Origin of the sequence: Mycetohabitans sp. B3, assembly GCF_021498065.1 — a bacterium.
GTDB lineage: Bacteria > Pseudomonadota > Gammaproteobacteria > Burkholderiales > Burkholderiaceae > Mycetohabitans.
Genome location: NZ_JAHLKN010000039.1, coordinates 363450 through 389194, shown reverse-complemented (window position 1 = coordinate 389194; position 25745 = coordinate 363450). Strand labels below are relative to the sequence as shown.

Sequence of the window (25745 nt, the reverse complement as noted above, 5' to 3'; positions counted from 1 at the left end):
GTTCGCTAGACCCATCAAAGCATCCAGGAATCGACAACGTGGAATCCCTTTCAACATTTGTCCAAAGTCCAGCCCTTTCACCACTATCTATCATCTTCGGCGGGCTGATTATGGTCGGCTTATTTTGGTGGCGTGCCGGCTCAATTCACATCGTGCTGGACCGGCTCTGGCGGCTGGTTGCCGGCAAGGCCGACGTGCATGACCCAGTACTGAAAGCGCTCTTGCTTGAAAGCCGCGACATTGAAAAATTTAAATATACCTACCGGTTGAAGGTAGAGACTATGGCTGCAATCCACAGGCTCGACAAATGGAGAAGAACACATGAAATCAGCATGTCTCGGCTTTAAAAAATGCGCTTTTGGATTGATACCACTTCGCACGAGATGGTGCGCCAGCCACCCAGGCACTATGTTTTGATCCATTTAGCGTGGGCTTGCTTGGCACTGTTCCCAATATCCGGGATCAGTCAACTCGTCGGGTCGGGCGACGCTTACCTTCAAACGCGTACGTCCAAAGTGTTGTTCAAGACCGACGCTGTCACGGTCAAGGCACCGCTGGGAGGTTGGTCCTTCGATTCGGCAAAATGCGTGGCCGACAAAGCTGGCCTCGCGCAATTGACCGGCTTCAATGCCTCCGAGATCGACGCAATTTGCAATGCTCTGAAAGACGATAGTTTGAAAGCGCTGGTCAAACAAACCCTGAAAGAGCAAGCATGGGTCGCAATTGCTGTCGTCCTGGTTGCCGTCGTCGTAGCCCTGAGCAATATCTTGGCTGCGCGTGCAGCAAAAGAAGCCCTGCGTCTGAGAAAGCAGCTGTATCCATCCAGTAAAGGTGACGGCAAGGAGGAGGGCCAGGCAGTGCAGCCTGGATCACCAAAGTCCAAATCTTCGCGTTTTAAGAGCCGAATGAAGGCTGTGCCGGATGGCATGGATGTCGCTCATCCATCCGAACCGCACGGCCAGTGAAGTTCGCCTTCAAGGTTGCCGGGCCGATATCGAACTAAGCAAACGGCGGGTACTCGTTGTCGGTCAATCCGACCGCCTGGTGTCGTCCGGCGGCACGCGGTTGTTCCGGCTCATACTCTTGTCGTTGGCCGACGCGCGGCGCAAACAGATCTACAGCAGGCCTCAAACATCAATATTCCCCGCCCGCAACGCGTTGCTCTCGATAAACGCCCGTCGCGGCTCGACCTCGTCGCCCATCAACGTTGTGAAGATCCCATCGGCGGCAATCGCATCCTCGATCTGCACTCGCAGCAAACGACGCACGGCCGGGTCCATCGTGGTTTCCCACAGCTGTTCCGGGTTCATTTCGCCGAGCCCCTTGTAGCGCTGCTTTGACACGTTGCGCTCCGCATCCGCGAGCAGCCACTTCATTGCGTTCTTGAAGTCCGTCACGGCCATTGTTCGCTCGCCACGCTTGATCATCGCGCCGGCGCCGATCAGCCCCTTGAACGTATGCGCGGTATTCGTCAATTGCTGGAAGTCCGCAGTCAGTAGGAACTCTTCGTCGATAACCGAGACTTTAATATTGCCGTGATGCCGTCGCTCGATGCGCAGCGAACGCAATTCGCGCACGGCGTCATATTGCGGCAACACCGATACGTCCGGCTTGAGCGCGTTATCACGCAGCTTGTCCTCCAGGGCTTGCGCGGATTGTCGCGTCGCGTCCTCGGATGTCAGGTCGATGGGCACGCCGTCCATGACCGCTTCGAGCGAAGCCTCGTCATAGAGCTTGCTGAGCCGGTCCACCACCGCCTGCGCAAGCAGGTACGAGCGAGCAAGCTCGCCCAGCGCGTCGCCGACGATCGGCGCTACGCCTTCCGACGGCACCAGCTCCGCGCCATGTAACGCCAGCTTCAGCATGTGCTGGTTCAACTCGTGCTGGTCCTTCAAGTAGCGCTCGTCCTTGCCGGCCTTCAGCTTGAACAGCGGCGGTTGCGCAATGTAGACATATCCGCGTTCGATCATCTCGGGCATCTGCCGATAGAAGAATGTCAGCAGCAGCGTACGGATGTGTGCGCCGTCCACGTCCGCATCGGTCATGATGATGATGCGGTGGTAGCGCAGCTTCTCAAGGTTGTAGTCGTCCTTGCCGATGCCGCAACCGAGAGCGGTAATCAATGTGACGATCTGGTCGGACGACAGCAGTTTGTCGTACCGCGCTTTCTCGACGTTCAACACCTTGCCGCGCAGCGGTAGGATCGCCTGGAACTTACGGTCGCGTCCCTGCTTCGCGGACCCCCCCGCGGAGTCGCCCTCGACGATGTAGATTTCCGATTTCGCCGGGTCTTTTTCCTGGCAATCGGCCAGTTTGCCGGGCAGCCCGACGCCATCCAACACCCCCTTACGGCGCGTCATCTCGCGCGCCTTGCGCGCTGCGTCGCGCGCCCGCGCGGCATCGACGATCTTGCCGCAGATGACCTTCGCATCGTTTGGTGTCTCGAGCAGGTACTCCTCGAGCGCTTTCGCCACGACCTCTTCGACCGGCGCGCGCACTTCCGACGACACCAGTTTGTCCTTTGTCTGCGAGCTGAACTTGGGTTCTGGCACCTTGACGCTGAGTACGCATGACAGCCCTTCGCGCATGTCGTCGCCAGTCGTCTCGATCTTCGCCTTCTTCGCGATCTCGGTGTCGATGATGTACTTGTTGATCACGCGCGTCATCGCCGCGCGCAGTCCGGTCAGGTGTGTGCCGCCGTCCCGCTGTGGAATGTTGTTCGTGAAGCACAGCACGTTTTCGTTGAAGCTGTCGTTCCACTGCATCGCGACCTCGACGCCGACGCCGTCTTTTTCGCCGACGACATGGAAGATGTTCTGGTGCAAGGTCTGCTTGGTCTTGTTGATGTATTCGACGAAACCCTTCACGCCACCCGCAAATGCGAAATCGTCTTCCTTGCCGGTGCGCTGGTCGGTCAGTCGGATCCGTACGCCATTGTTCAGGAACGACAACTCGCGCATGCGCTTGGCGAGGATGTCGTAGTGGTACTCAACCGTGCCAAAGATCGTGTCGTCGGCCAGAAAGTGCACTTCGGTGCCGCGATTCTCGGTGTCCCCAATGATCACCATGGGCGAGACTGGTTCACCGTCGCGTTGCTCGAGCACGCGGTTCTGCACGACGCCGCGATGAAATTCCAGGAAGTGCTTCTTGCCGCCACGGCGCACGGTGAGCCGCAGCCACTTGGAGAGTGCATTGACGCAAGACACGCCGACACCGTGCAACCCGCCGGACACCTTGTAACTGTTCTGGTCGAACTTGCCGCCGGCGTGTAGCTCGGTCATCACGATTTCGGCAGCGCTGCGCTTCGGTTCGTGCTTATCGTCGCGCTTGATGTCGGTCGGGATCCCTCGGCCGTTGTCGGTCACGGAGATCGAGTTGTCCGCGTGGATAACCACATGGATGTCATTGCAGTGTCCGGCGAGTGCCTCGTCAATCGAGTTGTCGAGTACTTCGAATACGAGATGGTGCAGACCGGTGCCGTCGGAGGTGTCCCCGATATACATGCCTGGACGCTTGCGTACAGCTTCGAGACCTTCGAGGATCTGGATCGACGACTCGCCATAGCTGTTATCCGCGTTCGAATTCGCTTGCAGATTGTGCTGTTCAGTCATGAATTTCTTCCGGTTCTGCGTACTGCTTAAACATCCAATAAACATCAAAGGGGCCGGGATAGTTCCCTAGGCCCCTTGGTCATCGCTCTAATCTGCGGGTCATATCCGCATTGGCATCACCACGTATTTGAATTGTTCATTCTCGGGGATCGTAATCAACGAGCTCGATGTCGCATCGCTACCCAACGCGACCTGGATCATGTCGACTTTCAGGTTCGCAAGCACGTCCAGCAAATACGTGACGTTGAAGCCCACGTCCAGCGTATCGCCTTGGTATGCGATTTCTAGCTCTTCCTGCGCTTCTTCCTGATCGGCATTGGTCGACATGATTTTCAGCTGGCCAGGCGCGACGATGCACCGCACGCCCTTGAACTTGTCCGACGTCAGGATCGCCGCCCGTTGCAACGAATGCTGCAATTCGTCACGACCGATCATGAACGTGTTCTTGTAGCCCTTCGGGATCACGCGCTGAAAGTCCGGGAACTTGCCCTCGACGAGTTTGGACACCAATTCCACCTGGCCGAACGTGAATTTCACCTGTGTGGACGCGATGTCGATCTTTAGCGGGTCGTCGATGTCTTCCAGCAGCCGCTGTAGCTCGAGGATCGTCTTACGCGGGATGATCACTTCCTGGCGCGCGAATGCGCCGTCCGTCTTCATCGACGAGAACGCGAGGCGGTGGCCGTCGGTTGCCACGGCCATCAACTGATCACCGTCGACCACCAGCAGCATGCCGTTTAAATAATAGCGGATGTCCTGCTGTGCCATCGCGAAGTGGACCATCCCGAGCAATTGCTTGAACGTCTTCTGTGGTACCGACAGGCTCGCGCTAAAGTCCTTTGCCTGCGCCAGCGTCGGGAACTCGTCGGCCGCCAGCGTTTGCAGTGCGAACCGGCTCTTACCGGACTGAACGGTCAGCCGTTTGTCGGACAACGTCAGCGTGACGTCGCCGATCGGCATCGCGCGCAGGATGTCGACGAGCTTGCGCGCAGCCACCGTCGTGGCCACCTGCTCGTTGCCGATGCCGAAGTCGGCACGCGTGGTGATCTGCAATTCGAGGTCGGTGGACAGAAACGACACGTCCGGGCCGTTTTTGGAGATCAGCAGATTGGCGAGGATTGGCAGCGTATGGCGGCGTTCGACAATACCACTGACCGTCTGCAACGGACGCAGCAGGGTGTCTCGTTCGGTCTTGACCAATTGCATAGAATTCCTTCGTTGATATGACGGCTCATCCGCCCCACCTCGCCATTGCCGTGCGCAGCGCCTGGTGCGGGGCGGCCCCCGTGCCCCGCACCGCAGGGCATGTAGCGGTCGATCAAACAGGCGTTTGAACAAGGCGTTGCGCCCGGCTGTCGGCCCGCCGGCCATAAACCCGTATTGTGCCTGAAAAACGCTCAGATTTGCCCGATTCATAGGGGGGGATCATGCAGTTTTCCAGGCGGCGCCTGTGGCGGTGTAGGGGTCCTGCTGTACGGCACCCCGATAGGGCGCCGCCGGCGACATATGGCGGGTGAGACCGACGGTGGCCGGCGCCGCGACGCGGCACCGTGGCGCATCGTGGGCCGCTGGCTCGGATCGCCGCGGCAGTTATTCCTTATCCCTTGAGGGTTTGCTCGAGTACGTGCAACTCGTGGTTTAACTGCGCATCCTTGCCGCGCTCGTCGGAGATCTTGCGCACCGCGTGCAGCACGGTGGTATGGTCGCGACCGCCAAACAGTTCGCCGATCTCAGGCAGGCTCTTCTGCGTGAGTTCCTTGGCCAGGTACATGGCGATCTGGCGCGGCCGCGCAATGTTGGCCGGGCGCTTCTTCGAGTACATGTCGGCAACCTTGATGTTATAGAAGTCGGCGACGGTCTTCTGAATGTTCTCGACCGAGATCTGGCGGTTCTGCACCGTCAACAGATCCTTGAGCGCCTCCTTGGTCAGCTCGATCGTGATGTCGCGTCCGTGGAATTTCGAGTACGCGAGAATCTTGCGCAATGCGCCTTCAAGCTCGCGCACGTTCGAGCGCAGGTGTTTCGCGACGAAGAACGCGACATCCTCGTTCAGCACGACACCCTCGGACTGCGCCTTGCGCATTAAGATCGCGACGCGCATCTCTAGCTCGGGCGGCTCGATCGCCACCGTCAGGCCGGAGTCAAAGCGCGAGATCAATCGGTCATCGATGCCGGAGATCTCCTTCGGGTAGGTATCGCTGGTGATGATCACTTGCGCCTTGTTCGCGACCAGCGCCTCGAACGCGTAGAAGAATTCCTCCTGCGTGCGCGACTTGCCGGAGAAGAACTGGATGTCGTCGATCAACAGCAGGTCCAGCGAATGGTAGTAGCGCTTGAACTCGTCGAACGCCTTGCGCTGGTACGCCTTGACGACATCGGACACGTACTGCTCCGCATGGATGTAGCGGATGCGCGCATTGGCCTTGTCCTGCAGCAGTTGGTTGCCGATCGCGTGGATCAAGTGCGTTTTGCCCAGCCCGACGCCGCCGTACAGGAACAGCGGGTTGTACGATACGCCGGGGTTGTCGGCGACCTGGATCGCCGCGGCGCGCGCAAGTTGGTTCGCCTTGCCGGTGACGAAGTTTTCGAACGTGAGGACCGGATTGAGTTTGGAGCGCTCGTACGCGGAATCGGCCTCGGGCGACGGCGCGGGTGCCCCGGCGCGGAAGTTGCGCCGTGCCGCCGCGGCTTCGTTCGCGTCCAGATTCGGCAAGTCCAGTTCCGCGTTGCCGTCCGTGGTCGCGGCGCTGGCCGTGCTGAGCGCCTGAGCCATCGTCGGGTGAGGCGGTGAACCATTGGCCAGCGCGGCGGCCGATGTGCCCGAGGCCGCGGCAATGACCGCATCCACGGCGTTGGCGAGCGGACTGCCGCTGGCGCGCCGTGCCGGCGATGCCTTCATGCCGGCTTTCGGATCGAGGACGAACTGAACGTGCACCGGATGCTGCCAAAAGTCCCGCGCCAGGTCAGTGATGCGCCCGGAGAATTGGCTTTTCACCCAGTCGAGCTTGAAGCGGTTCGGTGCGGCAATGCGCACTGTGTTGGCTTCAGCGTCGAAGTCGACCAGCGAGAGCGGTTTGATCCACGTCACGTACTGCTGAGGCGTCAGTTCACGTGCCAGCAGTGTCGAGCAGTGTTGCCAGAAATCGTTCATGTGGTCTGTTGTGGTGTCGCGACGTCGTATCGGCCGCATCGCTCGACGCGAACGGCACGGTTTCCCTCAGGAGTCTTCATAGGTTTGCATTCGAAGCTGTGGGACGCACTCAGCCGCAGATGCGACAACGCATTGCGGCGGCCGAAGCGGCGTACTGGATTCTTGGGATAGCCAGAATTCTACCGCCAAACGCGTCGGGCAGGGCGAGTTATCCACAGGGTCGGTTCGGCGTTGTTGCCGCGGACGCTCGGGGCGGCAGCCTGCGCTGGTGAACGTAAAGTATTGACGCCGCAAAGAAAAGCAGTTTAAATAGCGGGTTCCGCGAAAACCGAATTTTTGGCTCGGCGTCGCACTGCCGTTGTGCTGGCGCGTCAGGTCCTTGCAAAGCACGCCGCAGCCCATCCTCCAACGAGTGAGAGCAACATGAAACGTACCTATCAACCGTCCGTGACGCGCCGCAAGCGCACCCATGGCTTCCGTGTTCGCATGAAGACCGCGGGCGGTCGCAAAGTCATCAACGCTCGCCGCGCGAAGGGCCGTAAGCGCTTGGCCGTCTAAGGCCGGCGTGACGCTGGGTGGCGATGGTCGGCAGCCGAGCAGCGCGGTTTGCGCACGTCAATGCCGGGCGATGCCCGCCATGGGTGAAATGATGCCGGGCAGCGCGGTGGGCTGGCCCACTAGATGAGAGGCCTGAGCGCGTGCGCACGACACCTGCTGGTTTCCCGAAGACTGCAAGGCTGCTGAAAACGGATGAGTTCTCATCCGTTTTTCGTTTGCGCCCATGGGCGCGTTCCGCTCACTTCGTGTTGTACGGCCGCCCCACCGGGCAGGCTGCGCGGCTCGGTGTGGTGGTTGGCAAGAAGCAGGCGCCGCGCGCAGTCACGCGCAACCTGGTCAAGCGGCTGGTTCGCGAGGCGTTTCGCGTGCGACGCCTGGAGTTGACTGGCTGGGACGTGCTGATCCGGCTGTCGGGCAAGATCGATCGTGCGCAGTTTCCGAGTGCCGAGTCTGCGGCGCTCACGCAGATGCTGCAAGCGCAGATCGAGGGTTTGGTCGGGCGCGCGGTGCGCGAGGCCACCCGTCGCCCGGGCGGCGAACGGCTTATGCAGGCGCAGGCGTCGGTGCTCGCGCCGCAGCACGGGCAGCGCGCTCCGGCGGCCCCGGCCTCGTCGGGCACGGTGCCGGGCGATGGCCCGCCGGAGCGCGCGTCCACCGACACGCAGCAATGACATGCAAACGGTGTTGATCGCGCTCCTGCGCTTCTACAAGCTTGCCGTGAGCCCTTATCTCGGCGATCGGTGCCGTTTTTACCCTTCATGTTCGGACTATGCGCGCGAGGCAATCCAGTATCATGGCGCCGCGCGCGGGACCTATCTGGCAGTGAAGCGATTGTGCCGCTGCCATCCGTTTTCGGCGGGCGGCGTCGACCCGGTGCCGCCGGTCCGGGCCGACAGGCGCTAGTCGCTCAGCTCATTCACCACGAGACAACGCATGGACATCAAACGTACCGTCCTATGGGTCATCTTCTTCATGTCAGTCGTCATGCTTTACGACAACTGGCAGCGTGACCATGGACGTCCGTCGCTGTTCTTCCCGAACACGACGCCGACCCAGACGGCCGCTTCGGCGACGCCCGGCACGACCACGCCGGGCACGCAGCTGGCGGACCTGCCGCAGACCGCGGAGCCGAGCGGTGCGCCTGGCGCGGCGCCCGCCGCGCAGCTCGCGGTAAAGGGCCAGCAGATCCACTTCAAGACGGACGTGTATGACGGCGACATTAGTACGGTGGGCGGCACGTTGTCGCGGCTGTCGCTGGCCAAAGGGGGGAGCGGCAAGCAACCCGACCTGTACATCACGCTGTTCGACCAGACGGCCAACCATACGTACCTGGCGCGCACTGGTCTGATTGGCGGTGATTTCCCGAACCACAACGATGTGTTTACCGTCGTGCCGGGACCGACGTCGCTGGCGGATGGCGCGAACACGGTGTCGATCAGCCTCGAATCGCCGGTCAAAGGCGGCGTGAAGGTCGTAAAGACCTATACGTTCACGCGCGGCAGCTATGTGATCGGCGTCGATACAAAGATCGACAACGTTGGCTCCACCCCGGTGACGCCGACGCTATACATGGAGTTGGTGCGCGACGACATGCCGGTCGAGACGCCACGTTTCTCGCATACGTTCATCGGTCCGGCTGTCTACACCGAGCAGCACAAATTCCAGAAGATGAGCTTCTCGGATCTGGACAAGGGCAAGCAGGACTACGCGTCGTCGGCCGATAATGGCTGGGTCGCGATGGTGCAGCACTATTTCGCCTCCGCTTGGATTCCGAAGGAGGGCGTGCAGCGCCAGTTCTATGCGGACAAATTCAGCCAGGCGCTGTACCGCGTTGGCATGAAGGAGCCGGTGCAGAGCATCGCCCCGGGCCAGAGTGTGAATGTGGCCGCGCGCCTGTTCGCCGGCCCGCAGGAGGAGCGTAAGCTGGAGAAGATCGCGCCAGGCCTGGAGCTGGTCAAGGACTACGGCTGGGTGACGATCATCGCGAAGCCGTTGTTCTGGCTGCTCGAGAAGATTCACGGCTTTGTCGGCAACTGGGGCTGGGCAATCGTGTTGCTGACGCTGCTGATCAAGGCGGTGTTCTTCCCGCTGTCGGCGGCTAGCTACAAATCGATGGCGCGGATGAAGGAGATCACACCGCGCATGCAGCAGATCCGCGAGCGTTTCAAGAGCGATCCGCAGAAGATGAATGCGGCGTTGATGGAGTTGTACAAATCCGAGAAGGTGAACCCGTTTGGCGGCTGCTTGCCAATCTTGATCCAGATCCCGGTGTTCATCTCGCTGTACTGGGTGCTGCTCTCGTCAGTCGAGATGCGCGGCGCGCCCTGGGTGCTGTGGATCCGTGATCTGTCGCAGCAGGATCCCTACTTTATCTTGCCGGTGTTGATGGCGGTCTCGATGTTTGCGCAGACCAAGCTGAACCCGACGCCGCCCGATCCGGTGCAAGCGAAGATGATGTTGTTCATGCCGCTCGCATTCTCGGTAATGTTCTTCTTCTTCCCGGCCGGACTGGTGCTGTACTACGTCGTGAACAATGTACTGTCGATTGCCCAGCAGTACTACATCACCCGGATGATAGGCAAGGGCAAGAAGGCCTGAGTCCGTGATGGTGAGGCGGGCAGCTTGACGAGGTGCCCGCCGCCGGCATGGGCCGTCGCGGTATCCGACGCGAATCGCCGGGCCGTCTGACTACAATGGACGCGAGCCGCTATCGACGGCGACCCGTATTGCCGCACCTATTTATTTGAGTTAATGCAAACCGATTCTGATCCGATCGTTGCGATTGCCACCGCACCGGGCCGTGGTGGCATAGGTGTGGTGCGTGTCTCGTTCGGCGCGGCCGGGGCCGACGCGGCCGCGCGGCTGATGGACGCATTGTTCCGCGATCGGCTTGCGCCCCGCCGTGCCGTCTATGTGCCGTTTTTCGATGCGACCGGCGTGCCGCTGGATCGCGGCATCGGTTTGTATTTCCCGGCACCCCATTCGTACACCGGCGAGCACGTCCTCGAACTGCAGGGGCATGGCGGGCCGGTTGTATTGCAACTCGTGCTGCAGCGATGCCTCGACGCTGGCTGTGACATCGGCCTGCGGCTCGCGCAGCCCGGCGAATTCACGCGACGCGCGTTCCTGAACGACAAGCTTGATCTCGCGCAGGCTGAAGCCGTGGCGGACCTAATCGAAGCCAGCACCGAGGCGGCCGCGCGCTCGGCCGGTCGTTCGTTGGAAGGGGCATTCTCGCGCGACATCCATCGGCTCGTCGACAAGGTCGTCGACCTGCGGATGCTGGTCGAGGCCACCCTCGATTTCCCGGAGGAGGAAATCGATTTTCTGGAGGCGGCCGACGCGCGCGGCAAGTTGGCGCATATCCGCGACGCATTGGCGGCCGTACAGCGCGATGCGAAACAAGGCGCGTTGCTGCGTGAGGGACTGTCCGTCGTACTGGCCGGGCAACCGAACGTCGGCAAGTCCTCGCTGCTTAATGCGCTGGCGGGTGCCGAACTGGCAATCGTGACACCGATTGCTGGCACGACGCGGGACAAGGTTGCGCAGACCATTCAGATCGAAGGCATACCGCTGCACGTGATCGATACCGCCGGCCTGCGCGATACGCAAGACGAAGTGGAGCGGCTCGGTATTGCGCGGTCATGGCACGAAATCGAGCAAGCGGATGTCGTGCTGCACCTGCTGGATGCGCGTGATGGAATAAGCGTAGAGGATCATGCGATCGCCGCACGGTTTCCCGCCGGCGTGCCGGTGGTGCGGATTTTCAACAAGATCGACTTGGCAGACATCGAGCCGGAGGTGCGCGATGCCGGGGATGGCGCGGCGCGCGAGGTCAGCCTATCCGCAAAGGCGGCGCTCGGTATCGACCTGCTGCGCGCCGAACTGCTGCGCATTGCCGGCTGGCAGGCAGGCGCGGAAAGTGTCTATCTGGCGCGCGAGCGTCATTTGCGCGCATTGCGCATAGCAGGCGAGCATTTGGCGACGGCTGCGGAGCACGCGGCGCGCAATGCGCAAGCGCTCGATTTATTTGCCGAGGAGTTGCGACTGGCGCAGGAGCAATTGAACGCGATCACTGGTGAGTTCACGTCGGACGATTTGCTGGGTGTGATCTTCAGCCGGTTCTGTATTGGAAAGTAATGCAGGGTCCATAGACATCCGTTGGCAATCTTTAATGCCCTGGATATTCACCTGGACCGGCTCGAACTCGTCAATCCCGACCCGTCTCCGTTGGGCGTCACCCCGCAAAACGACCTGTTTTGCTGCGGTGTTGCACGCATGCCTGGATTTCAGGCTAGCGGATCATTGTGCGTCGTAGCGCGCGCCTGAGTCGGCTGCGACGGGGCGCAATAGCCGGAGTGCGTTGAGACGCTGCACCGCGTCTCGATTGTTCTTTTTTTGATAACAGTGAATTCGTGGATTAGATATTTACCCTTATTTGTCCGGCTCCTACACTGCATTTGTCGGCTACGGACCTTGACGTTTGTAGCTTCAAGGTGAAACGAACAATCGGAGGTTATGTCATGAATGCGCTGATTAAAGCTGTCGTCATTACCACTGTTGCCGCTGCTGCTGCGGCGCCGCTGACCTCGTTCGCACAAACGAACGCACCGCTTACGCACGCCCAAGTGCGGGCCGAGTTGATTGAACTCGAGCAAGTTGGCTACAATCCCGCCACGGCCAACGACTACGATTATCCGAACAACATCCAAGCGGCTGAGGCCCGCGTGGCGGCCAAGCATGCCGCTGAGCAACACGTCGCCGCACAAGCGGTGGGCGGCGTGGCCAGCGGTTCGACGCAGGCGGGCGGCCCGACCATTGCCCATGTGTCTCAATCCGTCTATATGGGGCACTGAGCCCGCCACTGGGAGGAGCCTGCCGGCGCCAACGGTATTCGCGGGTGCATCCGACGTTCAAGGTGGGTGAGGATAGCCTCGTGAGTGCTGCGTCGGCCGGCGATGACGGTGCAGCGCAAATCAAGCCGTGGTGTGCCGCACCGAGTGCCAGCGGGACGCTGCAGCGGATGTATAGTTGAATGCCCATTCAACAGACTCGGATAGACAACTCCACATCGTCGTCTAACGGCGTGGACAGGTAGCCCTCCCCAGGCGAGCGCACGCGCGCCAGATAGTCGGGACTGTGGTTGGCGTTGTCGGCGACGATGAAGGCACCTGGCCTAAGGTGGCTTTCCACTTGGCTTAAAACTTCCGGATATAACCCCTTCGCGCCATCGAGTAGGAGCAGATCGATTGTTTCTGGCAAGTCGACGCTCAACGTCTGCAGCGCGTCGCCCTCCCGGATCTCGACCAGGTCGCTTAGTCCGCCGGCTGCGAGGTGATTGCGGGCCCGCGCCACCTTGGACGGCTCAAATTCACTCGTAATCAGCCTACCGCCGCCGTTGTCCCGCAACGCCGCCGCCAAATGCAGCGTCGAGATGCCGAACGAGGTGCCGAACTCGACGATCTCTGTGCGCCACAGCCGCGAGCCAGCATGTACAGCAGCATGCCTGTTGTCGCGAAACGGGCAGCGGTAGATCCCTGCACGCGCTCAATGGCGGCTGAGTCAACTAGCCGCGCGCAGGCGCATGTCTTTGCCCCTTTTCGTCGCTATCCGATTGCCTACAATAAAGTGATGAGTGTTCCCAATGGAGGGCAATCATGGAAGGCGAAACGGTTGCAGGCCTGATCGGTGGTGGATTAGGCCTCCTGATTCTATTGGCACTGTGGGGGTTTGAACTTTTATCACGTTGGCGCGAGCATCCGGAACGCAGCCGTGTACTTCATTGGATGGAGACTCGCCATCTGGCGGGATGGCTGCGCCACCGTCATTGATTCGACGCCGCGCGCGTGGTGCGCCGGTGCGCAGGTGCGGCGTCATTCGTAAGCTGCCCCCTGAAACCGGCGGGTGATCGTGACGAATCGCGTCCCGCATCCGTCGATGATTAAGGCCGCGCGCGCTCGGCGCGGCCTTAATGCGTAACCGGTGCTCCTGCCATAGCCCGTCAATGAAAAGAAACACAACGATCACAATGGCAGTAAGAGAAATGCGTCCAGGATAATCTGCTCGGCCATGATCGGATCCCTACGCTAGTCCTTGTTCATTTGAGGACGCTGTACATTACCCGCCAGCATTTCCGCTTGCCCACTAGCATTCCAGCTAGCCAGTCAGCACCTGTATTTCCATCCTGCGCCCACATCGACACCCAGTCGGCGCGCCGCGATGGGCATGCTGGCCGGCGAGCGGAACTAGCGTGGAGGCTGTCAATGGGGCGTATGCCTACCCGGGCCAATCCGCGCGATCCATCGTGCGATGTGATTCGGATTGCCGCGCTTTGCTTATCCCGGCTCGGGGCACATATGTGTCTTTCCCCCGGCGCTCTTTTATTCAGCAAGCGTTCCAGCGCCTCATTGATTTTTGGCGAAATGGCGCCGAGGGCTTACCCGTTGGGGGCTAGGTATTTTTATGCAGTCTTTAATGCGACGAACCCCGCGCCATTTCGGCGACATACTGCAGCGCGATATGTGCGATGCGTCAAAACGCCGCAATGCGCGTGGCAGGCATGTTACCGATGGGTGCGGCATTTTAGCCTATTGCGGTTGCACAAAAATTCTGCTTGTGCTTCGCGTGCATTGGTCTACGATGGAACTGCTGCGTTTAACTTCAGATATGACATACCAAGGTATGCGCAGTTCACAGGAGAGAGATTCATGATGAAATGTACTGGGATGGTTTTTGCTCTCGTCACGCTTGCCGCCGCATTTTCCGCGGCGCAAGCCCAGGATAAAGTCGTCAAGTTGGCGCCGGACCAGACGTTCCGGTTCAAGGCAAATGCCTATGGATGCTTGTCACGCGATAAGCTGGACGCGGCTGATCAGCATGCGTTGGCCGGTGAACAAGTAAAAATGCAAGAGTTGTTCAATGCGTATCAATGCCTGTCGACGCCGGAGAATGACGAATTCAGAATTATCCGAGTAGTCGGGCATGCAATTGAATTTCAGAACGCGGGCAATCGCGATCCGAACGGCTTATGGACTTCGTACCGCTTTATCAAGCAATAGTGAAGAATGCCTGCATGGCGATGAATTGCTGTGTTCTGATACGAGCGCCGTACTGGTTTGAGGCACTGCGGTAGCCGGGATCCGCCCATACAAATGGGCCGGATCTCATCTTCTTTGCAACGGTCGCGCAATGTCAATTCGGCGTTGACATTGCGCGACTCAGACGTGAAAATCTCGCTGTTTAGCACCACATCATAAAATCCTTTCTCGTTGCCATCGATGAAGCGAAATGATGGCTGAAAAATGCAGGTGCAGCGGGATTTCAAACAAAAAACGACGAAGGGGCTATCGATTTTGTCGGAATAGATAAGACTGGCGCAGTAGTAGCGGCTGTTGTTCTACACACACCGTTTCATCGAAAAACCTTAGCATGGTGAGCGCCAAGCTAAGCGCGTCTTTTTTATTTCACCGGTTCGACAAGTTGGGCAATGACTGACGTTGCCGCCGATTTGGCAACGGCATGGCCGCGTTCGGGCGTTTGCCACGAGCCGCGCCCAATTAGGCAGTGTTTTTTTAAGTTGATAAGGAGGTTGCGTGAAAAAGCATAAAAATGTTGGCGTTATCTGGTTCACGGCGGCGCTCGCCCTGGGACTAAGCGCGTGCGCGACGGAATCGTCGCGAACGCTGCCGGTGCCCGTGGTCAGCAGCGCCCAAACACCGTTCGCTGGCAAGCCGATGGGGATCGCCGTCGGCAAGTTCGATAACCGGTCTAGCTATATGCGTGGCATCTTTTCCGACGGAATCGACCGTCTCGGTGGACAGGCCAAGACGATCCTGGTTACGCGACTGCAACAGAGCCGCCGTTTTAACGTGCTCGATCGGGACAATCTAGACGAGATCAAGCAGGAAGCTGGCTTCATGAAAAAGGCTCAAGCGATCAAGGGGGCCAATTTCGTCGTGACGGGCGACGTCACCGAGTTCGGTCGCAAGGAGGTCGGCGACCATCAACTGTTCGGCATCCTCGGGCGTGGCAAAGAGCAGGTCGCGTACGCAAAGGTCAATCTCAATGTCGTCAATACCGCGACGTCTGAAGTTGTGCTGTCGAGTCAGGGCGCGGGCGAGTACAGCGTGTCCAATCGGGAGGTCATCGGCTTTGGCGGCACGGCCGGCTATGACTCCACGCTGAACGGCAAGGTGCTGGATCTGGCCATTCAGGAAGCGGTCAACCACTTGGTTGAACAGGTCGATGCCGGCGCACTCGGCTCGGTGAAATGAAGCGGTCGCCCCGCGCTATGCCAATCGCTAAAAAAAGCAGTATGAATTTTCCTATCTTATTCAGAAAAAACGGATTGTCGCTGGTCGCGGCTGCGGCCTGGTTGACCGGCTGCGCCAGTCACCCGACCGTGCCGTTGTATCAATGGGACGCTTATCAGCCGCAGGTCTACGAGTACTTCAAAGGACAAGCGGCGCCGGAGCAGCAGATCGACGCCCTGGAAAAAGCGCTGCAACAAATTCGTGCGGCGGGAAATCGCCCGCCGCCGGGTTTTCATGCGCATCTCGGAATGCTGTATGCGAGCGTCGGCAAGGACCAGCAAGCCGCACAAGCATTCGAGGCCGAGAGACAGTCGTTTCCCGAATCATCGCCGTACATGGACTTCCTGATGAAGAAGTCCAAGCAACCCTGAGCTGAGCGTCACTATGTTCAAGATCAGCAAGATCTCTTTACTGAAATCGCTATGCGTCGGTGCGATGCTCGCATTGCTGGCCGCATGTGCGGGCCCCGCCCAACGTCCTGACTACACGGCATTCAAGAGAAGTCAGCCGCGTTCAATCCTCGTGCTGCCGCCGGTGAATGAAACGTCGGACGTGAAGGCGACATACGGTTTGCTTTCGCAGATGACGCTTCCGTTGGCTGAGGCTGGATACTACGTGGTACCGGTGGCGCCCATGGAGGAGACGTTCAAGTACAACGGGCTGACCACTCCGACGGATATTCAAAGCGTCACGCCCGCGAAGCTTCGCGACATCTTCGGCGCCGACGCCGCACTCTATACGAAGGTCAAGCAATATGGCTCCGTCTACACCGTGCTCGACAGTAAGACGGTCGTGGCAGCATCAGCCAAGCTTGTCGATCTGAAAACCGGCGATGTGCTGTGGCAGGGCGAGGGGCGTGCGACCGGCGACGAGGTGGGCACCAACGTCAACGTCGGTGCATTTGGATTGATCGGCATGTTGGCCCAGGCCGCGATCAAGCAGATTGCGCATACGCTGTCCGACGACAGCGTTGACGTTGCGAATTTAGCGAGCCGGCGCCTGTTGTCGGCCGGGCCGCCGACTGGCTTGCTTTACGGACCGCGCTCGCCGAAGTACGGAACCGATTGACGAGCTTCTCGCTGCGTTTGCCTCACGGGATGTGGTATTGCGGCTGCGTATGCGCAGCGGGCCATTTACGGGCGCACCGCCATTTTTGCGGTGCGCCGCTGCTTGACCGCGTGCGGCGGCTGTATTACTCCTTTGCCCTACTTTGGAATCGTTTCAATGGGGCAATTCATTAGCAGCCTGACACGGAGCAATGGAGCGCCGCAGGAAAGTTCGCATACAAGGGCTGCGGAATCGACGCGATAGCAGGACACATCGGTTCCGGCTCCAAACTCCGCTAATACGACGAATTCTCTGTGGGGACTGCCGAGTCACACTGAGCAGCGGTGCAATTGTGCAATGCAGCGATTCTCGTTACGATCGCCTAAAGGCGCACAAGCGCTCCCGACGTTCAAGAGCAAACGTAGGCCTGGCTGACAGCGGTCCTCGATCGTGCGCTGCAGCTCCTCGGTGCCAGTTGCTGCCATTGACTGTCGAACGAATAGGCTGATCCAGCGTCGATATGCGGAACCCCAATCAACTCGGTCCGTGTAGTGCATCTCGTGCGAGAGCGGAAAGGCTTTGAGCCGTTGGCACGCAAGCCAAGGAACTGATTGAGGGCATCAGCGCCGAGCACCTGTTTATCGATGGGAAGGGCTACGACAGCTAAACCGTCGCCGAGCAGGCGCGTCCAAGGTATGTAAGCCCAGATTCCGCCGCGCAAGCGTCGCAAGGTGCCACGAAATTACAAAAAGCGTTTTGTACTGCCACAGGCATCGGGTTTTAAACGCCTTTCTAAAACAATGGCGTGGCATTCCACTCACTATGCTGAGCGCATTGACTCATTTGTTGCTGTCGCGAAGACTCAGTTCCGCATCTATTAGAGCAAAAAGTCTTTTGATGACACTATATAGGCTGTTTGCAGCGGTTTACATGGCGCTTTTTAGCGAGTAGATTGCAGAAAAATCCTTGCAAGGGGAAGATATAGATGTCCATCTCAAAACGGCCAAAGTAAAACGCTTAACGCCTAACCTGTTTGGATTTGGCCACGGCACTAAGGTTTTCCGACATATGTCTTGCAGAGGGGAAAGTGATGCACTTTTTCATCATGTGGGGTTTACGCAGGATACGAACGTTGATGAGTGCCGGACTGGGTGCGTTGTGCTGTACTGCACAAGCCGGCATGTTTGAAGATGCAAGGTCGATGGATCCCACACCGATCGATATCGAGATGGCGGGTGCGCATTATCGTATCCCGCGCAACTACTTGTTCGAGATGGACGATTGGCGCGGTGGGCCACAAAAACAGGTTTCCCTGCGCGTCTTTTATCCGGGCTTCAAGCCGCTCGGTCCGGATACAAAGGACTGCAACCATGCTCGCTGCCGAATTTATGAAGTGGTCATGGTTGACCGATTTACGACTACCGAAGAAAGCGTCAGCGATAGGGAAATTAACCCACAGGAAGAAAAAACAGGGCCATATGGGTTTAAATTGTATGAGCGCGGTCCAGAAGAAGCGCGTATTGAATATTATAGGAAGATGGTAAATGGGCAGCCAATAATGTTTGTCTGTTCAATAAATAAGACCCATCAGAACGAAGCTATATGTCACCATGTAGCACGAACGCGGTCTGGGGCCACAATTTACTATTTTTTTGTGCGAAATAAGGAATTAAAGGACGCGGTTGAGGTAGATCTTGGCCTGCGAGCGCTGATTGACTCATTCTATGTGGGAGAGGCTCAATGACGCAATTTGCCCTGAGTGCTAAAACAGTGGACTTGGTCAATATTGCCCTGAAAAAAGGGCCTGGTGAAAAAAATGTCAATTATTACAATGCTTATGCTGCTATCTATAATGACATTAAGGATCGCCAGGATGTGGATCCAGGTACAATCAACTGGTTTTCCAAGGCCGGGGAGGTCAACATTCAGTTGTTTTCTCCTAATCCAGCTGGGACGTGGATCTATCATTATATGTTCGCTGCCGCGAAATCCCAGGGGGCTGTACTGAATAACAGATTATACCAAGATATCTCTAATGAGATTGCTTTAACGGTCTTTAGGCAGGTTAGTAAAGGTGTATTTAATATAGAAGATTTTTTGCCTAAAAATATAACAAGATATGATGCGGGTGCGGGCATGCGAAGACTTCAAGACGAATTTCCCGATAAAAAGCTGAGTTTTTCTAGTTGGGGAGGCACTCTTTTTGCCCGGGATATGCTGAATTATTCTGAATACCTGTCGGACTATAAAATCAACACTGCTGGGGCGCTTACTCGAGATTGTCGAATAATTACGGCCGGATTTGCTGCTGCTGCCAGTGCCACTGCCAAATATTTCACAGAAAATTGGAATGTGGCGTTTGGTCTGGATGGAGTTACTATTTTATCCTGCATGCATATGCCACTTTCGCCCGTGTCAGTATTTAACCAGTTGTCTGACACCAAAGTGGGGAATTTCAACTTTGTCCCTAAATGGAACGATCTAGTTAAAGCTGTTGGAGACCTCGTGTTTCGTCCAGCAGATGCCGCAACGCTTGCCCAAGACGCTGCGAAGCTTAGAGAAAGTTTCCAGTTACCGCGCCCCAACGCGCCTGCCCGCCACCTCATTAACATCGAGATCGATCCCAATCCCCGCCCGCAAATGGGCTCGGTGAGCGAGGACAAGCCGGCACAAGATGTACGCAATGGTTTCGTGCAGAATACCGCCACCAGCAAAATCTCATTTTCTGACAATACGCTGGACAATACCGATTTTGCCTCCGCGCAAATGGGCAGTTTTGCCACAGGTGGTGTTCGCCCGGGCGCGTTTCAACTCGATCCAAACGCTAAGCCTGGGGCACACCTTCGGCAGTTTTACGTCGACCCGGCGTTGACATATAAGCCAAACGCGCTTCCATTGAATTCGGCTGTACTCAATGGTTTGTCGGCGATGACAACGGTCAACACCTATGTGGATCCGATTTTATTGGATCTAACTGGCCAAGGTGTGAGCATGACGGGTATCGAAGACCCGGTCCTGTTCGATGTCGATCATAGTGGCGTGTTGAAGCGCACTGGATGGGCGGACAGCAAAACCGGCATATTGGTCGTCGATGATGGTAGCGGCCAAATCACCAATGCAAGCCAGTTTCTGTCTGAATACTACGGTGGGAAAGCCGGTGAGAACGGCGTTTCGGGTCAAATGCCGTTTAAAAATGCATTTGATGCGCTCAAGAGTATTGATTCAAATCAGGATGGCGTAATCGACAGGGATGACGCGATCTGGAACACGCTCAAGGTATGGTTGGATGCCAACCATGACGGAAAATGCGACGCAGAAGAGCTTAAGACACTGGACGAGCTTGGCATTACGCAAATCCATATCAAGCCGACATCCGTTGCCTCTGGGCAAATAGTAAACGGCAATGAAGTGATGGGCCATGGAACGTTTACGATGAATGGCCAGGTGCGCGAATGGATGGCGGTGAAGTTTTTGGCAGATCCGGTCGGCAATGCCTTGGTTGCTGTCGAGGGGGGCGTCAAGGTGACGTCAACGACGGGCCGTGTAACACGGACTGCATTCGCCAGTGTGAGCACGGAGAGCGAAACGCTCGATGCGGCCAAACTGGGCGTGGACAACGTTTATGCAGGCAAAGGCGATACCACACTGATTGCGGCTCCCACGGGTAGCTGGCTAGTCGGTGGTGGCGGCAGCAATATCTATCAAGGGGGCGAGGGAGATGATGTCTTTGTCATCAGCGCTCGGGACAACCCGGACAATATCCGGGGTAATGGCGGTCGCGATATGGCAATCATTGTCGGTGATCAGGGCATGACGCTGAACATGGCAAAGGCGGGCTTGACCATCGCGGAGGGAGGGCGAGGCGACGACGTCATCATCAGTGGTGGCAACAGCAGTGTATTCGTTAAGGGTGGCAGCGGAAATACGACGATTATTGGCGGTGGGGGGAATGATGTGCTGGTGGGCGGCGCCGGCCACAATACGATTATGGGGGGCGCCAGTAAGGCGGTAATCTATGCGGGGCCGAACGGCGATACGATTTATGCGTCCATGGGCGGCAGCATTATTTATGCGGGGGGCGGCGCCGATCGCATTTATGGTGGAATGGGCGATGATGTTATCGAAGCGGGTCACGGCAATGCAGTAATCGACGGCGGGGGCGGGACCAATATCGTGACCCTGCATGGAAAATTGGGCGATTACACGATTACTCCGACCGAATCGGGTTATACGGTCGTTGACCATCAGATAGGGCGTGATGGTACGCTGTCGCTCAAAAACATCCAAAAATTGAATTTTTCAAATATTTCCGGATTCAATTTAACTCACCCGAACCCGGCGCCGGTTGCCGACTCACTACGCGTTAATCAGGCCGGTCAGGTATTTGATCGTATACAGCCACATGGAATTGCCGCGTCACAACTACTGGCGAACGATCAACGCTTGAACTGCCAAGGGGAATTAAAAATTGCATCCGTGGGTGACGCCGTGGGTGGAACGGTCGAACTGACGCAGTCGGGTGACGTGTTGTTCACGCCTAATCCGGCGTTCACTGGTGTGATGAGCTTTAAGTACGGCGTGACGGATACGGCGGGCAATCCTACTGCGACTGTGCTGGATTTGGACAGCGGCGAATCTGCGCCGATGCGCGCGACGGTGACGATGCTCACCCCGGAAGTGCCGACTGATCCATTGATTTCACTACAGTGGTATTTAAGTGACGCCAATATCCTGCCTGTCTGGCAGGATTTCACTGGTAAAGGCGTACGCATCGGGCAATTTGAGCCAGGTGGTCCCTTTGCCACCGAGCCAGAAATTTTTGACATTCACCATCCGGACTTGGCGCCGAATGTGGATCCGGCATGGCTTGCGATCCAGAAGGCTAAAGGTACGTTACCTCACGCGGTATCTAACCATGCCACGATGGTGGCCGGTGTCATGGTTGCAGCGAAGAATGAGTTAGGGGGAATCGGGGTTGCATACGACGCTACGATCGGCGGCCACTATCTTGCCAACAGCGGCGCCGATTTGACCGCGCTAGGTAACATGGTCAGCTTCGATATTGCGAACAATAGCTGGGGCTTTGAGCACGACTTTGCGTTGAGCAATCTGCAACCGGGGCTCATCAATACCGAGACCGCGCTGGTGGGGAATGCTCGGTATGCGGCGCACAATGGCCGAGGCGGACTGGGCACGATCATCGTAGCAGCCGGTGGAAATGAGCGCGAGAAAGGCGGAAGCGCCCAGGGCTCGCTAACGAGCAATAACCGATTTACGATCCAAGTCGGCGCGATCAATGCACAAAGTGATCTATCGACGTTGCAACCCGGATCGGCGCCTTTTTCGAATCCGGGGGCGAGCTTGCTCGTCTCCGCGCCCGGCAGCAATGTTATGTCAACTAGTTGCATGCTAGAAACAGACCGTGGATCGACATTTGGCAGCCAATATAGCGATATGCGTGGAACGAGTTTCGCGACGCCGATCGTTTCAGGCATTGTCGCGCTTATGCTGGAGGCGAATCCCAATTTGGGCTATCGGGACGTACAAGAAATTTTGGCGTTGTCAGCAAAGCGTGTGCAGGATAAGGCGACGACGTGGTATGACAATGGCGCGCGCAATTGGAACGGCGGCGGCATGCATGCCAGCAGCGACTACGGTTTCGGTATGGTGGATGCGCGCGCAGCGGTGCGTTTGGCCGAGTCGTGGCTGCGGAAAAGCATCGGTGAGAACGAGATCGTCTACTCAGCGAAAAGTGTTGCACTGAACCACATCATCCCGGCGGGCGCTGCGTTTAAGTCAATACTGCTGATGGAGGCCGGGCTTACTGTTCAGCATGCGGAAATTGATTTCGATGCCGATGTCGGACGTTTAGGCGATTTGATTGTCAAGCTGATTTCACCCAATGGTACGGAAAGCGTTCTCTTGGATCGCGTAGGTAAAGCTCCAACTGGCACCGCGGGCGCTAGCGATACCGATGTCGGCAGCACGCGATCAGGAACGTTCAAATATACGTTCATGTCGACCCATCACTGGGGCGAGCGTTCCAATGGCCATTGGGCGCTTGAGGTGACGGACGCGGCAACCGGGCTGCCTGTTACACTCAATCAATGGTCTTTGCGATTATATGGGCACCCGACCTCGGCAGACGATATCTATTTTTATACCGATGAATATAAAAATTTAGTTGCAACGAATGTGGAACGAGCTGTGCTCGATGACAGCGTCAATGGTACACAAGGCGGGCGCAATACGATTAATACGGCGGCGGTCGCTGGTGGCACGTCGATCGATCTAACGACGGGAAGCGCAAGTATTGGTGGCACGGCGTTGACGATTCAGTCCCCTAGCGCCATTCAGAACATAGTGACGGGGGATGGCGATGACACGCTGATCGCAGGCGACGGCGGTGCGCTGCTGGATGGCGGTCGGGGTGTCAATACGTTGATTGGTGGCGCAGGCAAGGATTTTTTTGTTGTTCATCGCCGGATCAATGGTTCTGATACGATCATCAACTTCGATGCGGCTGGTGGCGAAATCATCGACCTCGTCGGTTTTACAGGCAAGCAATTCAGCGATCTCATCCTGTCTCAGCGTGGAGCGGATGCACACATCGATCTTGGTAACGGTCAGCAAATCTTGGTTAAGGATCAGCAAGTTGGCGCGTTGAATGCCAACTGCTTTATTTTTCAAGACAGCTTTATTGCGCCTGCCCACTATATTAAAAGTATAGCCGTAAACACCGAGTCGTCTAATGCAACAGGTATCGTTGTGCTCAATGGCGGTGCACGGGGCGTGAGCTATACGAGTGATGAGAGTGGCGCATTGGTGGCGGCATTGACGGGCACCATTTACAGTCACGACAGTGCTATATCCAATACTTTTGTCATTGCCAAGCAGAATGGTGTGGTAAGTTATTGCAATGCATTGCGCGGATTCAAGCATGGAGTCGATAAAATTGATTTGAGCCAGACGGGCATCATGCATTTTGATGATTTGATTATTGAGAAACGAAACCGAGCCACGATTAATGGGCTTTCTCAGATTCATGGCGTGAGCGTGGGTAGCCAATCGCTGGGTAAGACGAACGAGCCTTTAGAGCTTGTCTATCTCGACGCAATCGATCCAACTCAACTAACCGAATCGGATTTTATCTTTGCGACAAGCCGGGCTGTGTCGGAAAGTGGTGTGTCCATGCCGTCAACCGAAAGGGGGGCAGCGGACGTGGATGCGCAGGATCCGAGGTTAGCGTCTTTCCCGATGCACGTCTTACAAGCGTTACGAAGGCATGAATTGTCTCGGCAGCACAATCCCATCGCTCCAGTCAAGTCTTGCACAGATGATTTCGAACCAGTGTGCAAGGATAGTCCGATGGAAGGACATAAGAAGATAGACTTGGCTGAACCAGTCAAACCTATCATGGCGCCCATGCTCACTGTGCCAACTGCTTCGACGTTTTCTGAATGTTTGATATCCAAGAAGGAGTCGCGGACATTGGATGAGCCGAGCTCTGTTGTTGCCCTTCCCATCTCAAGCCAGATTAAATCAGCATCGGTTAGAAAGAAAATATCCGGGCTATCACCATGGCAATCCCCAAGTGCCAAGTTCAAAGGCAGTGTGTTCCAAACTCGCGAGAAGCCCATCACTTTCCCTGCAGTTGCCGCGCCTCCCGCTTTGCCATATCCGGAGTGCCCAACATCTATTCTGATGATTGATTCAACGAAGCCTTGGACAAGTGATGTGTTGTCTACGTTGTTCACCGCTTCGCAGGATGATGTTGTCGGGTACGCTGCCACGTTGGTGGATAACAAGCCGTTACCCGCATGGCTCAGGTTTGATGCAAACAAGAATAAATTAAGTGTTGTGCCCGGGGAAGCCGAGGTTGGCTCATGGAACATAAAGATTCAGGCTACTGATCAGTCAGGAAAATCAACTGAGTCGCTGCTTGAATTAATCGTTCAGCCTAATGTGCTTGATGTTGGGATGAATGAGACTGTCAATGTGGCAAATGACCAAATGGCAATTCATGCGCTTCAATTTAATCCATCTTCGAACATTAAGGCGCAAGGAGGCAGTCACATCTTGCTGCAAAATGCATTTGGCTCTTCGGCCACGCTAGCGGGAGAGGGTTCTAACCATGTAACGGTTACCAGCATTAATGCGAATCTTACCGTGGGGGATGGGAATAACACGATCAGATTGTTTGGTATGGGAACAGTGGTCGCCGGGGGCAACGGAAACAATGTGGTGTCAAGCACGGACACGTCAGCGGAAGTTTCACTGGGTGACGGGGATAACATCCTATCGGGCTTATTTGGAAAATTGTCGGTCGGTAATGGACATAACGTCATTCATGGCTCGGATCAGGGGGGGGGTGCAAGAGAGGTCCATCTTGGTGACGGTAACAACACTGTATCAGGGAAATTTAGAAATTTATTCGCCGGTGATGGGGACAATGTTATTCACGGCTCCGGTCTGGGCGCAGACACGATTCATCTTGGTGATGGCAACAATACCGTGTCGGGTCAATTCAGGGAACTGTCAGTCGGTGCTGGACGCAATAACATTCATGCTTCCGGCTGGGGCGTCCAGATTTATCTTGGTGACGGTGACAATATTGCCACGCTCAAAGGCAGAACGACAGTGAACGTTGGACACGGCACTTGTGAACTGGATTATTTCGATCATTTCGGGAAGCTGGCGTTCGGTCCAGATGCGTCGTCAGACCGCCTTTGGTTCCAGCATACAGGTCAGGACCTAAAAATCTCCGCGATAGGTTGCCCGGAAACGGTATTACTGAAAAACTGGTATGCGTACCAGTCCGATCGACCCAGCGAGATCGTTGCGGGTGATGGCAAAAAGTTGCCCAGTCATGGTGTCGAAACGCTTGTTCAAGCGATGGCAGCATTTTCTCCACCCACCGCAGGAACGATGAGCCTCACGCCGAATCAGCAAGAAACGTTACAACCTATTCTCGCTGCTAATTGGCAGTGACCGTTTCATCTTTATCGCCGTCCGCGGTTTCCATCGCGGATGGCTCTTCTTGCCCGTCTGTCGAAACAGGTCATT

The 25745-nt window shown here is 57.0% G+C and carries 16 protein-coding genes and 2 pseudogenes; 14 read left to right on the top strand and 4 right to left on the bottom strand.

Annotated features, from left to right (window positions below; all coding sequences use genetic code 11):
• The first annotated feature begins 38 nt into the window (after positions 1-38).
• Positions 39-965: pseudogene (locus KQH55_RS14190) on the top strand (DUF6216 family protein).
• Between the two features lie 162 nt (positions 966-1127).
• Here the strand turns inward: KQH55_RS14190 and gyrB are convergent.
• The 3 genes from gyrB to dnaA form a co-directional block, all read right to left on the bottom strand.
• Positions 1128-3611, bottom strand: coding sequence for a DNA topoisomerase (ATP-hydrolyzing) subunit B (gene gyrB, locus KQH55_RS14185; protein WP_235091436.1), 2484 nt, complete (start codon positions 3609-3611; stop codon positions 1128-1130).
• Positions 3612-3710: 99 nt separating this feature from the next.
• Positions 3711-4817 (bottom strand): DNA polymerase III subunit beta, encoded by a 1107-nt coding sequence (gene dnaN / locus KQH55_RS14180; protein ID WP_076785776.1) that lies wholly within the window; start codon positions 4815-4817, stop codon positions 3711-3713.
• A gap of 391 nt (positions 4818-5208) precedes the next feature.
• Complete coding sequence (gene dnaA, locus KQH55_RS14175) at positions 5209-6762, bottom strand: chromosomal replication initiator protein DnaA (RefSeq protein WP_235091435.1); 1554 nt, start codon at positions 6760-6762, stop codon at positions 5209-5211.
• Positions 6763-7185: 423 nt separating this feature from the next.
• On the opposite strand from dnaA, the gene rpmH reads away from it, so the two are divergent.
• The 6 genes from rpmH (at position 7186) to KQH55_RS14145 (ending at position 12176) form a co-directional block, all read left to right on the top strand.
• On the top strand, positions 7186-7320 hold the full coding sequence (gene rpmH, locus KQH55_RS14170) for a 50S ribosomal protein L34 (protein WP_006998755.1): 135 nt from the start codon (positions 7186-7188) through the stop codon (positions 7318-7320).
• Between the two features lie 140 nt (positions 7321-7460).
• Positions 7461-7991, top strand: a complete 531-nt coding sequence (gene rnpA / locus KQH55_RS14165) for a ribonuclease P protein component (protein WP_076785774.1) — start codon at positions 7461-7463, stop codon at positions 7989-7991.
• A gap of 1 nt (position 7992) precedes the next feature.
• A complete protein-coding gene (yidD, locus tag KQH55_RS14160; protein ID WP_235091434.1) occupies positions 7993-8223 on the top strand; it encodes a membrane protein insertion efficiency factor YidD in 231 nt (76 codons plus the stop codon).
• 30 nt (positions 8224-8253) lie between these two features.
• Positions 8254-9918 (top strand): membrane protein insertase YidC, encoded by a 1665-nt coding sequence (yidC, locus tag KQH55_RS14155; protein ID WP_235091433.1) that lies wholly within the window; start codon positions 8254-8256, stop codon positions 9916-9918.
• Between the two features lie 153 nt (positions 9919-10071).
• Positions 10072-11460 (top strand): tRNA uridine-5-carboxymethylaminomethyl(34) synthesis GTPase MnmE, encoded by a 1389-nt coding sequence (gene mnmE, locus KQH55_RS14150; protein WP_235091432.1) that lies wholly within the window; start codon positions 10072-10074, stop codon positions 11458-11460.
• A gap of 383 nt (positions 11461-11843) precedes the next feature.
• Entirely contained in the window at positions 11844-12176 is a 333-nt protein-coding gene (locus tag KQH55_RS14145; protein ID WP_076785770.1) for a DUF4148 domain-containing protein, read from the top strand.
• A 187-nt stretch (positions 12177-12363) separates the two neighbouring features.
• On the opposite strand, the pseudogene KQH55_RS14140 reads toward KQH55_RS14145, so the two are convergent.
• Positions 12364-12859 (bottom strand): annotated as a pseudogene (locus KQH55_RS14140) (O-methyltransferase); the annotation flags it as partial.
• Positions 12860-12977: 118 nt separating this feature from the next.
• Here KQH55_RS14140 and KQH55_RS14135 point away from each other — a divergent pair.
• The 7 genes from KQH55_RS14135 to KQH55_RS14100 all read left to right on the top strand — a co-directional run bounded on the left by KQH55_RS14135 (position 12978) and on the right by KQH55_RS14100 (position 25670).
• Positions 12978-13151 (top strand): hypothetical protein, encoded by a 174-nt coding sequence (locus KQH55_RS14135; RefSeq protein WP_235091431.1) that lies wholly within the window; start codon positions 12978-12980, stop codon positions 13149-13151.
• A gap of 876 nt (positions 13152-14027) precedes the next feature.
• Complete coding sequence (gene sap1 / locus KQH55_RS14130; RefSeq protein ID WP_235091430.1) at positions 14028-14378, top strand: surface attachment protein Sap1; 351 nt, start codon at positions 14028-14030, stop codon at positions 14376-14378.
• Positions 14379-14912: 534 nt separating this feature from the next.
• Positions 14913-15593: a CsgG/HfaB family protein gene (locus tag KQH55_RS14125; protein ID WP_235091429.1), complete on the top strand. Its 681-nt coding sequence runs from the start codon at positions 14913-14915 to the stop codon at positions 15591-15593.
• 41 nt (positions 15594-15634) lie between these two features.
• Positions 15635-16003, top strand: a complete 369-nt coding sequence (locus KQH55_RS14120) for a DUF4810 domain-containing protein (protein WP_306666093.1) — start codon at positions 15635-15637, stop codon at positions 16001-16003.
• A gap of 13 nt (positions 16004-16016) precedes the next feature.
• Complete coding sequence (locus KQH55_RS14115) at positions 16017-16700, top strand: DUF799 domain-containing protein (RefSeq protein WP_235091428.1); 684 nt, start codon at positions 16017-16019, stop codon at positions 16698-16700.
• A gap of 1069 nt (positions 16701-17769) precedes the next feature.
• Positions 17770-18423 (top strand): hypothetical protein, encoded by a 654-nt coding sequence (locus KQH55_RS14105; RefSeq protein ID WP_235091427.1) that lies wholly within the window; start codon positions 17770-17772, stop codon positions 18421-18423.
• Positions 18420-25670 (top strand): S8 family serine peptidase, encoded by a 7251-nt coding sequence (locus tag KQH55_RS14100; protein WP_235091426.1) that lies wholly within the window; start codon positions 18420-18422, stop codon positions 25668-25670. The genes KQH55_RS14105 and KQH55_RS14100 overlap by 4 nt, the downstream gene beginning before the upstream one ends.
• Positions 25671-25745: the final 75 nt, after the last annotated feature.

Coding starts and splice junctions, on each gene's coding strand:
- gyrB (WP_235091436.1), bottom strand. CDS start 3,611: ATGACTGAACAGCACAATCTGCAAGCGAATTCGAACGCGGATAACAGC.
- dnaN (WP_076785776.1), bottom strand. CDS start 4,817: ATGCAATTGGTCAAGACCGAACGAGACACCCTGCTGCGTCCGTTGCAG.
- dnaA (WP_235091435.1), bottom strand. CDS start 6,762: ATGAACGATTTCTGGCAACACTGCTCGACACTGCTGGCACGTGAACTG.
- rpmH (WP_006998755.1), top strand. CDS start 7,186: ATGAAACGTACCTATCAACCGTCCGTGACGCGCCGCAAGCGCACCCAT.
- yidD (WP_235091434.1), top strand. CDS start 7,993: ATGCAAACGGTGTTGATCGCGCTCCTGCGCTTCTACAAGCTTGCCGTG.
- yidC (WP_235091433.1), top strand. CDS start 8,254: ATGGACATCAAACGTACCGTCCTATGGGTCATCTTCTTCATGTCAGTC.
- mnmE (WP_235091432.1), top strand. CDS start 10,072: ATGCAAACCGATTCTGATCCGATCGTTGCGATTGCCACCGCACCGGGC.
- KQH55_RS14145 (WP_076785770.1), top strand. CDS start 11,844: ATGAATGCGCTGATTAAAGCTGTCGTCATTACCACTGTTGCCGCTGCT.
- KQH55_RS14135 (WP_235091431.1), top strand. CDS start 12,978: ATGGAAGGCGAAACGGTTGCAGGCCTGATCGGTGGTGGATTAGGCCTC.
- sap1 (WP_235091430.1), top strand. CDS start 14,028: ATGATGAAATGTACTGGGATGGTTTTTGCTCTCGTCACGCTTGCCGCC.
- KQH55_RS14120 (WP_306666093.1), top strand. CDS start 15,635: ATGAATTTTCCTATCTTATTCAGAAAAAACGGATTGTCGCTGGTCGCG.
- KQH55_RS14115 (WP_235091428.1), top strand. CDS start 16,017: ATGTTCAAGATCAGCAAGATCTCTTTACTGAAATCGCTATGCGTCGGT.
- KQH55_RS14105 (WP_235091427.1), top strand. CDS start 17,770: ATGCACTTTTTCATCATGTGGGGTTTACGCAGGATACGAACGTTGATG.
- KQH55_RS14100 (WP_235091426.1), top strand. CDS start 18,420: ATGACGCAATTTGCCCTGAGTGCTAAAACAGTGGACTTGGTCAATATT.